Source organism: Emticicia sp. 21SJ11W-3 (genome assembly GCF_024138715.1).
Classification (GTDB): Bacteria; Bacteroidota; Bacteroidia; order Cytophagales; family Spirosomataceae; genus Emticicia; species Emticicia fluvialis.
This window is the reverse complement of sequence record NZ_CP092074.1, coordinates 1,244,582-1,260,069: the sequence shown is the minus strand read 5'-3', so window position 1 is coordinate 1,260,069 and position 15,488 is coordinate 1,244,582. Positions and strand designations below refer to the sequence as shown.

Annotated in this window: 11 protein-coding genes; 6 read left to right on the top strand and 5 right to left on the bottom strand. The window is 42.4% G+C overall.

The window, feature by feature from the left end; genetic code table 11:
• Positions 1-176: 176 nt before the first annotated feature.
• The gene (locus MB380_RS05255; protein WP_253533758.1) at positions 177-2,498 is read left to right on the top strand and encodes a penicillin-binding protein 1A; all 2,322 of its coding nucleotides are present in this window, start codon (positions 177-179) and stop codon (positions 2,496-2,498) included.
• Here MB380_RS05255 and MB380_RS05250 read toward each other — a convergent pair whose 3' ends face one another.
• Entirely contained in the window at positions 2,499-2,696 is a 198-nt protein-coding gene (locus MB380_RS05250; protein WP_253533757.1) for a hypothetical protein, read from the bottom strand. It abuts the gene before it with no gap.
• Between the two features lie 652 nt (positions 2,697-3,348).
• Here MB380_RS05250 and MB380_RS05245 point away from each other — a divergent pair.
• A complete protein-coding gene (locus tag MB380_RS05245; RefSeq protein ID WP_253533756.1) occupies positions 3,349-6,399 on the top strand; it encodes a TonB-dependent receptor in 3,051 nt (1,016 codons plus the stop codon).
• A 12-nt stretch (positions 6,400-6,411) separates the two neighbouring features.
• A complete protein-coding gene (locus MB380_RS05240; protein ID WP_253533755.1) occupies positions 6,412-8,097 on the top strand; it encodes a RagB/SusD family nutrient uptake outer membrane protein in 1,686 nt (561 codons plus the stop codon).
• Between the two features lie 78 nt (positions 8,098-8,175).
• Here the strand turns inward: MB380_RS05240 and MB380_RS05235 are convergent, their stop codons facing one another.
• Complete coding sequence (locus MB380_RS05235) at positions 8,176-8,526, bottom strand: DoxX family protein (protein WP_101727644.1); 351 nt, start codon at positions 8,524-8,526, stop codon at positions 8,176-8,178.
• 136 nt (positions 8,527-8,662) lie between these two features.
• On the opposite strand from MB380_RS05235, the gene MB380_RS05230 reads away from it, so the two are divergent.
• Positions 8,663-9,031 carry a helix-turn-helix domain-containing protein gene (locus MB380_RS05230; RefSeq protein WP_253533754.1) on the top strand — a complete coding sequence of 123 codons (369 nt, stop codon included), beginning with the start codon at positions 8,663-8,665 and terminating at the stop codon, positions 9,029-9,031.
• On the opposite strand, the gene MB380_RS05225 is transcribed toward MB380_RS05230, so the two are convergent.
• Together MB380_RS05225 and estT are read right to left on the bottom strand one after the other, a co-directional pair.
• Entirely contained in the window at positions 9,021-9,572 is a 552-nt protein-coding gene (locus tag MB380_RS05225) for an AAA family ATPase (RefSeq protein ID WP_253533753.1), read from the bottom strand. The two genes, MB380_RS05230 and MB380_RS05225, sit on opposite strands and share 11 nt — an antisense overlap.
• 81 nt (positions 9,573-9,653) lie before the next feature.
• Positions 9,654-10,580 carry a macrolide hydrolase EstT gene (gene estT, locus MB380_RS05220; RefSeq protein WP_253533752.1) on the bottom strand — a complete coding sequence of 309 codons (927 nt, stop codon included), beginning with the start codon at positions 10,578-10,580 and terminating at the stop codon, positions 9,654-9,656.
• A 365-nt stretch (positions 10,581-10,945) separates the two neighbouring features.
• On the opposite strand from estT, the gene ffh reads away from it, so the two are divergent.
• The gene (ffh, locus tag MB380_RS05215; protein ID WP_101727642.1) at positions 10,946-12,262 is read left to right on the top strand and encodes a signal recognition particle protein; all 1,317 of its coding nucleotides are present in this window, start codon (positions 10,946-10,948) and stop codon (positions 12,260-12,262) included.
• A 78-nt stretch (positions 12,263-12,340) separates the two neighbouring features.
• Here the strand turns inward: ffh and MB380_RS05210 are convergent, their stop codons facing one another.
• Complete coding sequence (locus tag MB380_RS05210) at positions 12,341-13,612, bottom strand: DUF937 domain-containing protein (protein WP_253533751.1); 1,272 nt, start codon at positions 13,610-13,612, stop codon at positions 12,341-12,343.
• Positions 13,613-13,731: 119 nt separating this feature from the next.
• On the opposite strand from MB380_RS05210, the gene MB380_RS05205 reads away from it, so the two are divergent.
• A complete protein-coding gene (locus MB380_RS05205) occupies positions 13,732-15,459 on the top strand; it encodes an IlvD/Edd family dehydratase (RefSeq protein ID WP_253533750.1) in 1,728 nt (575 codons plus the stop codon).
• Positions 15,460-15,488: the final 29 nt, after the last annotated feature.

The following is a 15,488-nucleotide window of genomic DNA, read 5'->3' as shown; positions in this document are numbered from 1 at the left end:
CCCTCCCGACTTTAATAATCCACTGTTGGTTCTTTACACAATAATTGAAGGCTTTCCTTCGTATAATAGGCACGTAAATGCTTAGAAATATTAGCCCCTTACCTATATTTTAAGGCTTTAACCTTTTGCATCAGTTCATAAAATTGTTTACGTTTGCTTTCATATAACACACCAAAATGAAGTTCACATTACCGGAATTAGAAAAAGGCAGATATAAAAAAATTATTGCTAACATCTGGAAATTCACCGGATTGGCTGGTGTTGCTTTTATTATTTATCTGATAGCCGTCAGCTTCAATTTATTCTGGCTGTTTGGCAAAATGCCCAGCCTTGAAGAAATCGACAATCCTAAAAGTGAAGTAGCCTCAGAAATTATATCTTCTGACGGTAAAGTGATTGGCAAATTCTTTCACGAAAACCGAAGCCCCATAGAGTTCAGCGAGTTATCTCCTAATATTATTAATGCACTAGTAGCTACCGAAGATGCCCGTTTTACAGTGCATTCGGGTATTGATGCCCGCAGTACTTTGCGCGTGGTAACGGGTTTATTTACAGGCCAGCAAAAAGGCGGTGGTAGTACTATATCGCAACAATTGGCTAAAAACCTTTTTAAACTGCGTGAGATTGATTACTACAAAGGCCCTTTGTACAGCATACCCGGTTTTAAACAGCTTATTATTAAAACCAAAGAATGGATAACCGCCATTAAACTTGAACGTCGTTATACCAAGCAGGAAATAATGGAAAAATACCTGAACACCATTGAGTTTAGTAGTGGTGCATTCGGTATTAAGTCTGCCTCAAAAACCTATTTCAAGAAAGAACCAAGCGAGTTGAATTTGGAAGAAGCCGCCGTATTGGTTGGCATGATTCAGAATCCTTCCCGATTTAACCCGAAATTCCACCCACTGGCTTCAAAAAACCGCCGGAATATTGTTTTCGACCAGATGGTGAAGTATGACAAGCTATCGCCAGCCACGGCCGAAACATTAAAACAAACCCCTATTACACTTAATTATCAGCCAGAAAGCCACAATACAGGCCCTGCGCCTTATTTCAGAAAGTTTTTGAAAGACTGGCTGAAAGTTGAGCTGGGCAACGAAGGCTATGATATGGAAGACATTGAAACCAAGGGTTTCAAGATTTATACGACCATTGACTCAAGAATGCAGTTTTATGCTGAGGAAGCCCTGAAAGAGAACATGAAAGAGCAGCAGAAGAAATTCTATGAGCACTGGAAAGGCCGCAACCCCTGGGTAATGGGGCCAGAAGGTAATTATAAAGAAATACCAAACTTTGTTCAGAATGTTGCTAAAACCACACCGCGTTTCAGAGAACTGAAAGAGCAATATAGCGACGACATGGATAAGGTCTGGAAAGAAATGAACCGCCCTACCAAAATGCGTGTGTTTTCGTGGAGCGGAGAAAGAGATACCGTGATGTCATCAATGGACTCTATCAGATACTACAAATTTTTACTGCATTCAAGTTTTCTGGCCATGGACCCCCGAAATGGCCATATTAAAGCCTGGGTAGGCGGTATTAACTACAAATACTTTAAGTATGACCACGTGTTTCAGGGCAAACGCCAGCCGGGGTCTACCTTCAAGCCATTTGTATATGTAACGGCCATTGACAACGGCTTTTCTACCTGCGAACGTGTAATTGACCAACCAGTTACTATACCAGTGCCCGGAGGCAGCTGGACACCCAAAAACTCAGATGGCAAATACAGTTACCAATCGCTCACGTTAAGAGAGGCATTGGGGCAGTCGGTCAACTCGGTAAGTGCTTACCTCATTAACCAGTTCAAACCCGCTAATGTAATAAAGTATGCGCACAAGCTGGGCATAAAAAGTAAGCTTGATGAAGTGCCTGCGCTATGCCTGGGTATCAGTAGTGTGTCTTTATACGAAATGATGGCCGGCTACAGTGTCTTTGCAAACGGAGGTAAATATACCGAGCCCATATTTGTAACGCGTATTGAAGACAAAAACGGTGAAGTAATAAAAGAGTATTATTCAGACAGCAAGGAGGTTATCAGCCAGGAAACAGCCTACAAGATGATTCATCTTATGCGTGGGGCTACTCAGCCGGGCGGTACAGCTTATGGCGGGCTTTCAAGATATGGGCTACTGGATGGCAATGAAGTAGCGGCTAAAACAGGTACTACCTCTAATTACTCTGACGGCTGGTTTATGGGTATAACACCTACGCTGGTAGCCGGTGGATGGACGGGCGGAGACGAACCCTCTATTCACTTCCGGTCTATTGCATTGGGACAGGGGTCGAGGGTTTCATTGCCTACATGGGGGATGTTCTTTCAGAAGGTATATGCCGACAAATCGCTGGAGTATAAAAGAGGGTCTTTTGTAAAACCATCAACAGTCTCTGTTTCAGGCGATTGTGTTTACACCGCCGGAGAAGGGTATCACATAGATTCAACTCAGAAATACACTCCTCCGACGGCCAAACCAGCCGACGATGACCAGTTGTAATCAGGCAGCTACACGAACCAATTCGGTGCTCTGTTCTGCCTCTGTTTCAACGTTTTCAAATACCATAAACACGGTTTTGGTAGTTTTGTTCCTGGCAGCAAAGTACTCGTTCCAGTTAGAAGTAACGACACTTATACCACAGAATATAGCCAGAATCACATAAGGAATCTGAATCAACAAAATGAAGATGTGTGACATATTAATTTTTTAGTTTCATGGATATACCTATCCAGCTAAAAATCCATGCCATACAAGAACTGATAATTATAAAGCCGGGACATGAGGAAAAAAATACTCATGTCCCGGCTTTGCATTTTAAGTAGTATAAACTGCCACTGCTGAAATCGGAGGCAATATTGTATTACGCCCGGCAAGCCCGAAATTACTACTACTTAACAATAGCTTAACATGCCGATAATACTTCGGGAATAATAAAGCCCTACTTTTGCGCCTTGAAAATTAATAAAACTAAATTCTTACAAACTAACGTGCAGGAGATTTCATCAACTGATCATGCATCACCTCCGACCTTAAACTGTTTCAAAAATTCGGGTCAATCGCTCAAAAGATTTAAAACGTTTGCAGAACGATTTAAAACGTTTGCATTAGGACATTCAAAAAAAGCAATATTTTTTATTGTTATAATGCAACAAATTTGAAGAAAATTCTAATTAACACCATTGACCTGAAGATTCATAACCCTATGTTGTAAAGTATTTTCTGCAGGCAGATTGCACCAGAAGTTCTTACTTACCTGTCGGCGCTTACACTATGCATTATTGTTTATGGAACACCTCACCATTTGTAAGTAAATTGTAAAACATCAAATTGTTTAATTAAACATCCGATTATGAAACACCTTTCTGCCTCTCCCCCGCTGTTAAAACTGATGCTGGGAGTATTTTTGTTTGCTACTGCGTGTTTGCCCAGCGTTTACGGACAAACACCATTATTTGCCAGTGCAAAAAATGCACATGGAACCAGCCCGATTGATGGAAAAATTGTACAGATTACTGTAAAAGGCCGTGTGACTGATGCCACAACGGGCGAACCGCTGGTTGGCGCCAGTGTTACTCTGAAAGGCACCCAAAAAGGTGTAAGCACCGATATTGAAGGTAATTACTCAATAACCGTTGCAGACGAAAAGTCGGTACTGGTAATTGGTTTTATTGGTTACACCAAACAGGAAATAACAGTTGGCAACAGAACTACCATTGATGTGCAGATGAAGTCAGAGGCCGCCGACCTGGCACAGGTAGTGGTTATCGGTTATGGTAGCTCAACCAAAAAAGATATGACCGGTTCGGTAAAATCTATCAAAAGCGCCGAGTTCAACAAAGGTATCATTAACTCGCCTGAACAATTATTGCAAGGTAAAGTTGCGGGTGTAAACGTTACTTCTGCCAGCGGTGAGCCGGGTGGAATTCAGGGAATCACCATTCGTGGTCCCGGAGGGGTTCGTACCGGTAGTACGCCACTATTTATCCTTGACGGTATGGCGCTTGACAACTCAAGCACCGGTGGTGCAACCAACCCTTTGAACTTCCTGAATCCGCAGGATATTGAGTCAATTGACGTATTAAAAGATGCCTCTGCCACGGCTATCTACGGTTCTCGTGGTGCCAATGGGGTTGTGTTAATTACAACCAAAAAAGGTAAAGCTGGTTTCTCTACCTTCAATTACTCGGCAAGTCTTGGTGTTTCAAAAATTGCCAGAGCCTTGCCTGTGTATTCAGCAGATGAGTTTAAAAAGCAGGTAACAGCCATTGGCGGCCAGCTTGAAGACCTGGGTGGCAATACAGACTGGCAAAAAGAAGTTACCAGAACTGCCATTACGCAAAACCACAATATATCAATAGGTGGTGGTGCCGATAAATTGACTTATTACGGTTCGTTTGGTATTCAGAATCAGGAAGGTATCCTGAAAAACAACTCTTTGAACCGCTATACCGGCCGTATGAATGTAACACAGAAGTTTCTGGACGACCGCCTGACAATTGATGTAAACATGAACGCCACCTATACAGCTAATACCAGACCGCCAATTGACGGTTTGATTGGTGGAGCTATTTCAATGAACCCTACTTACCCGGCGTATAACGATAATGGTCAGCCAAGAAATTATCCTAACGTAACCAACCCGCTTATTACGTTGAAACTGGATAAAGACGTAACTACCATTAACCGTGTAATTGGTAACATCTCTCCATCTTTCAAAATCACAAAAGACCTGGTTTATAAGCTGAACTTCGGTATCGATAACTCTAACTCTGTTCGTGATTTGCAATCATTGCCTAACGCAGAACCACAAAGAGACGGAAGATTGGAAACTATCTACACTTATAACCGTAACAAACTGATAGAAAACTACATTACCTATACGCTTAATAAAAATGCACATAATCTGACGGCTCTGGCTGGTCATTCATATCAGAAGATATTCGTACAAGGCCGCACAAGCAGTATCAACAAATTCCCGATTACTGATATTGAGCCTATTTACAATCCTGGTTTAGGCCAAGAGCTGACACTAGCTAACAACAAGCCAACTGGCTATGCGCTGGTTAATGAGTTGCAGTCTTTCTTCTCGCGTGTTAACTACCAGTACAAAGATAAATATCTGGCTACTGCAACTGTGCGTGTGGATGGTTCTTCTAAATTCGGTTCAAATAATAAATACGGGGTGTTCCCGTCTTTCTCACTAGGTTGGAGACTTTCTGAAGAAGATTTCATGAAAGAAGCTAATATCGGTGAATTGAAATTGAGAGCAGGTTGGGGCCAGACAGGTAATCAGGAGATACCTTCAAAAATTACCCAGGCTTTGTTTACTTCGCAGATTTCTGCATCAACCAGTTATCCGTTATACGGCACAACCGTTTATCCGGCCGGTACTTCATATACCCGCCTGGCTAACCCGAACATTCAGTGGGAGGTTTCAACCCAAACTGACTTAGGTCTTGATTTCGGTTTCTTCAATGGCGCTTTGACGGGTTCTGTTGACTACTTCAACAAAATATCCAACAATATTCTGTTAGAGGTTATCCCTTCTGACCCTGTACAGCCGGCGGGTACATTCTGGACCAACGTGCAAGACATGACCATCACGAACAAAGGTCTTGAAATTGACCTGAACTACCGTTACACCGCACCAAGTGGCCTGAAAGTAGATGTAGGTGGCAACATCACCTTCATTGATAACAAAGTTAAAAACTCACCGTATTCGGTTATCCAATCGGGTTCAGCATCTGGTTCTGGTCTTACTTCGGCAACTATCAATGGTTATGTAAGCGGCCAGCCTATCGGTGCATTCTATATGCTAGATTTCATAGGTTTTGACGAAAAAGGTATCAGTAAATACAGAGACGTAAACGGAGACGGTATTATTACCGATAAAGACCGTATTACAGCGGGTAGTGCCCTGCCAACCAAACAGTTTAACTTCAATGCAAGTGTAGCTTACAAAGGTTTTGATCTGGTTGCTAACTTTAACGGTGTGTCTGGTAACAAAATTTATGATAATACTGCTAATGCTAACTTCTATAAGTTAAGATTATCTAAGAGCTTAAACACAACACCAGATGCAACGAAAGATGCCAATGAATCAATTAATAATGCGGCTTCGGTGTCAACAAGATTCCTGAAAGACGGCGCATTCTTCAGATTGAACAACTTGTCGTTAGGCTATAATGTCAATACCAAAACCATTGGCCTTGGCAAGTGGGTATCTGGTTTGAGATTGTCAGTAACCGGCCAGAATCTTTTTGTGATAACCAAATATAACGGTTATGACCCCGAAGTAAATACAGACAGAACCATTGCCGGTATTTCTTCTTACGGTATCGATTACTTAAGTTATCCTAAAGCCAGATCTGTAGTATTTGGTCTGAATGTTTCATTTTAAAATTTAAAACTCATGAAAAAGAAAATATATTCAACATTGGCACTGGCCGGTTTGTTGGTATTGAACAGTTGTACAGACCTGAAAGAAATTGTTTTAGATGAAACACTGAGTTCAAACCTTTCAGACAAAGCTGCCGCAGAGGGTATTATTGCCCCGGTATATGCACGCCTTCCGGACCTTTTCTTACATACCAACTACTTTACATTACAGGAGATTTCGACTGACGAGGCTATCTTGCCTTATCGTGGTGGCACCGACTGGGGCGACAACGGTATCTATCTGAACATGCACGCGCATAACTATGTAAGCACCGACCCGAACATCAGAAATACCTGGAACATTATTGTACAGGGTATGTCGAGAGCCATTACGGCTATTAACACATTGCCAACGCTGAAAGACGCTTCAACCAAAACATTTTTGGCTGAGGCCAGAGGTATGAGAGCCTATTACTCAATGCTTACCCTAGATTTGTTTGGTCTGGTATTTGTAAAAGACGATATCGGAGAAACTTCTAAAATTATCAGAGGTAACGAGGCTGTAGAATACATCAAAAGCGAACTATTGGCAGTTGAACCAAACCTTGAAACAACCGTAGGCCCAGGCCGTTTAACCAAAGGTGCCGTTTGGGGCTTATTGGCTCGCTTGTATCTTAACTCAGCCGTTTACAGAGACATCTACTCTACTAACTTTACTTTCAAGTCTGAAGACATGGACAAAGTAATTGAGTATTGTGATAAAATTATCTCTTCTGGCCAATACCAGCTATCAAACGATTACTTCTCGCTTTTCAATTCGAACAACCACGATAACAAAGAATTGATTTTTGCGGTTGACCAGAGGGCTGAATTGAACGGACATAACCGTATGGCGTATTTCTCGTTGTCAGGCGACCAGTTCCCGCTTCCGGCTTATCCGGCAGCTAATGGTACTGACGGCCCTGGTATTACCTCAGACTACTACCGTACATGGGTAAATGCCTATGCTCCGCAAGACCCTAAGGTTGACCCACGTTTCTACAAACAAAATATCTCTATTTATACAAATCCGGCTGACTCTTGCGTAACAGCTGAGAGCTTTAATATAGACCGTGGTATTTTGCGCGGACAGCAGTATGGGTTAATCAGAAAGAACGGTGTATTTGTAAGATGTTCTAACGGAAACTATAAAGTTGGCAAGTTGTTCTATGATACCCGTAACAGACCAACCCAACCGGTTGAATTTACAGAGAAAATTGACTTTACTGTAGAAGGCAGCAACTACAACACAGGTTATAGAGTTGAAAAATATGAGTTCAGCAAGAAATCAACCAGTGGTAGAAACTTTGGTGATGCCGACCTTGTGATTCTTCGTCTGGCAGATGTATATCTGATGCGTGCAGAAGCCAAACTTCGCAAAAGCGGAGACGCCGCCAGCGCATTGGCAGATGTAAACACCGTAAGAGCTTCAAGAACTGCGTCTACTCCTCCTCCGGCTTTAACTTCTATGTCGTTAGACTTGTTGTACCGTGAGCGCGGCTTTGAGTTCTATTGGGAAATGCTGAGACGCTCAGATATGATTCGTTTTGGAAAGTATGAAGGAACCTGGACAGAAAAAACCAACAATAACGTGCAGAAAAGAATCTTCCCGATTCCGCAAACTGCTATTGACGGTGCCTCTAATATACCAGGTTACCTGAAACAAAACCCAAGTTATTGATACTTACTTACCTATTTTTATTTCTGGGCCATGTTTCCGTTGCGGAAACATGGCTTTTTTAATGATCAGCAAAGCAGGCTAGACAATAAAATTTTCTTCGCTTTTAAAATAGAATCCTATCCAGGCAAGAGCAATAAGCCCAAATGCTATTGGGTTTTGGCCCCCTGCCAGCTCAACTGCAGCGGCTCCACCCAGATACGAAAGAATAAAATAAAAGCCAACTTTGTAGGTCTTAGGTATCCATAGCAAAATTACAAAGATGATTTCGGCCACGCCAAATGCCGTAATATAGGGACCAAAGCCCCCTTTGGTTAAGCCAGTGACAACTTGCTCAGCACCGGATATTTTCATAACGCCGCTCATTAGAAGCAATAAAGACGGAATAGCAAGAAAAATAATAGACAGAATTTTCTTTGTTTTGTTCGACATTTAAGTATTAGTTTATGAGTGATTAAATTAGTATTTAGAGTAATACAAGAACCTAAACAAATTAGTTTACGTTAAACAGTAAATTTCCTTTTGGAAGTAGTTTCCTTTAGGAAACTATCTTGATTGAATAAAAAATATGAACAATAAAACCTTTAAAATGCCTGCAGAGAAAGACCATGCCCAATGCAGCAGCCACATGATGGCCGTGCAGGATGCAATGGATATATTGAGTGGGAAATGGAAAATTTTGATTATTGGCTCTCTGAGTTTCGGCAAAAAACGCTTTATGGAACTGCTGCGTGACGTAAACGGAATAGGTGCAAAAATGCTTTCGAAAGAGCTAAAAGATCTTGAAGAGAACGATCTGGTGAAAAGAGCAGTACATGATACCAAACCAGTAACCGTTGAATATGAACTAACTGATTACGGTGCCACACTGCAGGAAGTAATAGGCGCGATAGCCTATTGGGGGGCAGAACACCGCAAGCGTATTTTTAACAAATAAGCTTTAGATTCAGCTCTGCTATTTTATTGATTACAGCATTGAGCCTTTCGCTAACTGTCAGGTCTCCTCTTAACTCAAATACCGGGCAAGTTTGCGTTTTCAACCAACTTTCGTGCGATGCCAGATTTCGGCCTTGCGTGCTGTTATCGTCGTAGCCGGCTGCCCAGGCCATAAATTCAAGGTATTGCCTCTTACGGTCTTCATCGGCAGAAATAACATCTCCATAACGTGCGTATTCCCGCTTTTTCAGACGAGCCATTCTGATTTCGTTCGGAATGTATAAAAAAACTATTAAATCAAAATCGACTTCAATATTCCATTTTAGTAATGACCCTCCGAGTACCCAACTTTTATGGTTGTTAACATCCGAAAGAATCATTGCATTCCGCACATCGGGTTGTCGCTTTGAAATAAAAGGAGGTGTTGTTTTTTCCCAGAAGTATTCGTCACTGTCGAAATAGGGTATATCAAGGGTTTCAGCCAGCGCTTTGCCAAGAGTGGTTACACCACTGCCCGAAGCCCCCATTAAATGAAGTTTCATAGCATCAAATTTTTTGAGCCGCAAATATAATCATAAAGCAAGCTAAAACGTATGAATACTGCCCTTGAAACCACAATTGTGTTACATCAGTTTTGCGGCTTTACTTGAAGCGTGCTGCTCAATACCGTTGATGATGGTGTCCCAATCATCATAATGCAGTTCATGGCCAGTTCCTTGAAGTTTTATCAGTTTAGAACCTTTAATTTTTTCAAGCATTACTTTGGTATGACCAAAATGCCATATACGGTCATCTGTTCCATGAATCAACAAAGTTGGCACGTGTATCTCGCCCAGTCTGTTATAAAACTCTTCTCCTCCACCTATGCTTGCATGATTAAACATACTTACATAAAAATTAGCACGTTTGTGTTCAGCTCTTATTCTTTGTTCTATCCGGTCTTTATCTAAAGATTTTCTACCGCTCATTAAGGCAGCTGCCTCTAACATATACGCAGTTACTGAATTTTCGTCAGACCAGTTTACAGATACGGCTTTAGCTTCAAAATCGTGTAGTTTTTTGTCCATTTCTGGCACCGCCGGGTCAGAATCACCCCAGGGACCGGTTGACATGAGCGTAAGTGAGGCCACACGCTCAGGATATTTTAATGCAGCTATCTGCGAAACTGAGCCACCTAAAGACATACCAACCAGATGTGCCTTTTTAATACCGTACTTATTTAAAATACTAATGGCATCATCAGCAAAATCTACAATAGTATATAAAGCCTTTCCGGGTTTATAGTAGGTAGATTTCCCTACGTCCCGGTTATCATATCTGATAACATAAAAACCCTTGTCGGCCAGTTTCTGACAAAACTCTTCATCCCAATATAACATAGAAGCTGTGGCCCCGGCTAATAATAAAACTGCCGGATTCTCCTTTTCTCCGAAATGTTCGGTATATAGAGACACCTGGTCTCGTTTTATGATTACATTGTGCTGAGAACCCCTGAAGCCATTCATCAAAGCAATGGCTGTTAAGCAAAATAAAAAGCTTAAGATTTTCATGACAAATAATTTATTATTCTTACTATGCACTGAGGTAATATTAATACGCAAGGCCCGGGCCCTGTATACAATGTTAAAAACTTGTGCCAGCCGTATGGCATTAAACCATATACCCTACACGAAGCACAAATAAATAACGATTTCGACAATTAAAACTTACAACAATTGTTATTAAACGGCTAAATAATTATACCCGTTGGCAGGCTTCTCAATTTACATCGCTTAAAAAATCACTTTCCGGGGTTTATTTCTTTATTTAATTATAGACAAGTTGATTGCTAAAATCTTAACTTTGCAAATTATTACAAACTATGTCCCTTTGGTATGAGCTATGCGCAAAGGAATAATCATTAACGCTCTGGAAAATGTTTGAAAATTTAAGTGATAAACTAAATAAGGCTGTCAAAACCCTGAAAGGGCAAGGTAGGATTTCTGATATAAACATTGCAGCCACTATAAAAGAAGTACGCCGTGCACTAATGGATGCCGACGTAAACTATAAAGTAGCAAAAGACGTAACCGACCGCGTTCGTGAAAAAGCAATTGACCGGAAAGTAATGATAGCCGTTGAGCCGGGTCAGTTATTTGTAAAAATTATACAGGAAGAATTAACCGACCTGATGGGTGGCCAGGCACAGAGCGTGAACCTGAAGGGGTCTCCGGCTGTAATATTAATTGCCGGTTTACAGGGGTCTGGTAAAACTACTTTTTCAGGCAAGTTTGCCAATTACTTAAAGAAACAAGGACGCCAGATATTATTGGTAGCCTGCGACATCTACCGTCCTGCGGCTATTAAACAGCTTCAGGTATTAGGCGAACAGATAGGAGTTGATGTTTATGCCGAGCCAGAAAGCAAAAATGCAGTTGAAATTGCTAAAAATGCTTTAGCCTACGCCAAAAGCAACGGCAAAAATATAGTCATTGTCGATACCGCCGGTCGTTTGGCAGTTGATGAGGCGATGATGCAGGAAGTAGAAAACATTAAAAAGGCCATAAACCCAAGTGAAATTCTCTTTGTGGTTGACTCAATGACCGGGCAGGATGCCGTTAATACGGCCAAAACCTTTAACGACCGCCTTGATTTTGATGGTGTGGTACTTACCAAATTAGATGGTGATGCCCGTGGTGGTGCGGCCTTGTCAATTAAAACCGTCGTTAATAAACCTATCAAGTTTATTTCGACGGGTGAAAAAATGGAGGCGTTAGACATTTTCTACCCCGAACGTATGGCCAGCCGTATTTTAGGCATGGGCGACGTGATATCGTTGGTAGAAAAAGCACAGCAGGCATTTGACGAAGACGAAGCCAAGCGCCTCAACAAAAAAATGCGTGAGAATAAGTTTGACCTGAACGACTTTCTGACGCAGCTGGAGCAAATCAAGAAAATGGGTAACATTAAAGACTTAATGGGCATGATTCCGGGGGTGGGCTCACAGATAAAAGACCTTGACATCAGCAATGACTCGTTTAAACCAATAGAGGCTATTATCCGCTCAATGACACCAAAAGAGCGTGAAAAACCTGATATTATTGACGGCAGCCGTAAGAAAAGAATTGCTACCGGTAGTGGTACGCAAATTATACAGGTAAATAATCTGCTGAAACAGTTTGACCAGATGCGCACCATGATGAAGAAAGTGAATCAGATGCAGACAGGAGGCAAACTAAAGGCACTTAAATAAACCCTATTAAGCAAGATAACAAAAAAAGCACCCGTCGAACAGGTGCTTTTTTTGTTGATATGCAATGTGTATTTCTTCTTATTTAGATACAATTTTCACTTCTGCCAGGTCTCCCTGGCCTGTTATACCAATGGCATCAATGCGGGTATCGTTAACCCCTGCAGACAACAATTTACGTTTTATTGCATAGGCTCTCTTAACGGCCATTGTTTTGTTATCTACCCCAACGGCGTCGGTTGCGTGGCCTTGCAGTCTTATCTGAAGTTTAGGGTATTTATTGAACAAGGCAATCAGCTCTTTAATTGAGGCCTCAGATTTATCATCTAATGCATAAGAGCCTTTTACAAAAGTGATGTCTTTAAGCGTAAACACCTGCCCGGTTGGTTTGGTGGCATCGGCCAGGTAAGGATCAATTTCTTTGGTAAGGCTGCCACCGGCATTTGTTTCAGCAGGTGCTACCTGGGTGGCAGTAGTATCTTTGGTTGCTACAGAATCTACTAAAGCCGCACGCGTGGTATCAATGCCGGTGCTCAGAGAATCATCCACCACGGTGGTTTCTTCCTGAACGGCACTGGCCTGAGATGGTTTGTAGTAATTTTCATACCAGTAGTATCCGCCGGCTGCTGCCGCTACAAGTACAAGAAAAATAAGGAGTCCTTTAATAGGAAACGACGAACTACTACTTATTTCTTCTTCAACTGGCTCAACCGGCTGCGGCGTAGCAGGCGCCCCGGTTTTTGATTTCTGAGGCGTAGGCTTAGCTGTTACTACACGCTTTGGAAGCGGGAATTTAGGAGAAAGCAGCTCTTGTAAACCCAGCTGCGGAATCATCTTCTCCATGAGTTCTTCAGGAGCCTTTTTGAATAGTGGTTCGTGGTGTTCTGCCAGATAAGCCGTTAAGGCATCCACATCCATTTTATTATTGGCTATTTCAACGCTTACGGCGTCAATCAGCATTGGCGTAATAAGACTGGCGTAGGTGCTTGATGAGTTTTTCTTAATGCCTGCATAGATACCAATCAAACTAACCAGCGGACTTTTATAGGCCGGGAAAATCTGACTCACCTGGCTGTCGCCGATTTTCAATATGGCATCAAGGTCTTCTTTTTTATTAAGATAAGACAAAACATCACCAATCAGTCTTCCGCCCTGGTTCCCTTTCTGAATCTGATTATAGAGCATATTCACGCTCATGGTACTTCCTGTTCTTCTTACAAGCCCGGCAATAAGCGTACAAAGAATACCATCAATTGCTTTTTTGGTTTTGGCCGGGTCTTCATCTGTTAACTTGGCAAGTTTTGATACCACATCATCTGTCAATGCCTCGCTCAATGTATCAAATAGGTTCATATTTTATAAATTTTGAGTCTATCACAATTAATTCCAACAAATTTCTTAAAATTGGTTGCAAAACAACGCAAAAATAAAGATTATTGATAAATTTTTTGCCTTTTTCTCTAACATAAATTATGACCACTGAAAATACGACAAAACTACGCAGCCAGGATTGGTTCGGCAAAGATGGGAAAGATGGATTTATCTATCGTAGTTGGATTAAAAACCAGGGCTATCCGGCGCATCAGTTCAAAGGAAAACCTGTTATCGGAATCTGCAACACATGGTCTGAAGTAACACCATGCAACGGCCATTTACGTGATATTGCGCAATCTGTAAAAAACGGCATTTACGAAGCCGGTGGGTTTCCGCTCGAATTTCCGGTGATGTCGCTGGGCGAAACTATCATCCGCCCCACCGCCATGCTATACCGTAATCTTGCTGCCATGACTGTAGAGGAGAGCATTAGAGCGAATCCGTTTGATGCGGTGGTGTTATTAACCGGCTGCGACAAAACCACACCTTCGCTGGTGATGGGCGCCGCCAGTGTTGACCTGCCCACTATTGTGGTGCCGGGAGGCCCCATGCTAAGTGGCCGTTTTCAAGGTAAAGCCATAGGCTCAGGCACTGATGTATGGCGATTTGCGGATGATGTTAAAACGGGCAAAATGACACCCGAAGAATTTGAAGAAGCAGAAGCCTGCATGAGCCGAAGCATAGGACACTGTTCTACGATGGGTACAGCCTCTACAATGGCCGTTATGGTTGAGTCCCTGGGTCTTACACTTCCGGGCGCATCGGCTATCCCTGCGGCCGATTCCCGCAAAAAAGTGCTGGCACACATGTCGGGCATGAGAATTGTTGAGATGGTACGCGAAAACATGGCGATTTCTTCAGTGCTTACCCGCGAAGCCTTCGAAAATGCTATTATGATGAATGCAGCAGTGGGGGGCTCAACTAACCTGGTGCTACACTTACTGGCCATTGCCGGCAGAACTAACGTAGATATTACGCTTGATGATTTTGACAGCATAGGAAGTAAAATGCCGTTTCTGTTAAATCTGATGCCATCAGGCAAGTATCTGATGGAAGATTTCTATTATGCAGGCGGGCTACCGGCAGTTATTAAGGAGATGTCGGGCTTTTTGCATAAAAATGCCATTACAGTAAATGGTAAAAGCCTGGTTGAAAACTCAAAAGGTGCCAAAATATGGAATGAGGACGTAATAGCAACGGCCGATAAACCCATCTTACGAGAGGGCGGCATTGCTGTTGTAAAAGGTAACCTGTGCGAAAACGGGGCGGTTATTAAACCGTCTGCTGCATCGCCACACCTGATGAAACATACTGGCAAAGCCGTTGTTTTTGAAACCATAGAAGATTATCATGCACGCATAGACGACCCGGATCTGGAGATAGATGAAACCAGTGTAATGGTTCTTAAAAACGTTGGCCCAAAGGGCTACCCAGGCATGCCAGAGGTGGGCAATATGCAATTACCCAGGAAACTGCTCGAAAAAGGCATTACCGACATGGTGCGTATTTCAGATGCACGTATGAGCGGAACAGCCTATGGAACAGTATTTCTTCATGCTTCGCCAGAATCTGCCGTTGGTGGCACTTTAGGGCTGGTGCAAAACGGCGATTTAATTGAAATTGATGTAGAGGCGCGCAAAATCTGGCTTCATGTGCCAGACGAAGAGCTGGCAGAAAGACGCAGGAACTGGAAACCAATTGACCTGGGCTATGACCGCGGCTATGTGCAACTTTACGTTAACACAGTAACACAAGCTGACAAAGGTGCCGATTTAAACTTCCTGACCGGCTTTTCAGGTCATGAAGTAAAAAGAGAATCGCATTAGTCTGTCGCATCCGGAGCCCATATTCAGGT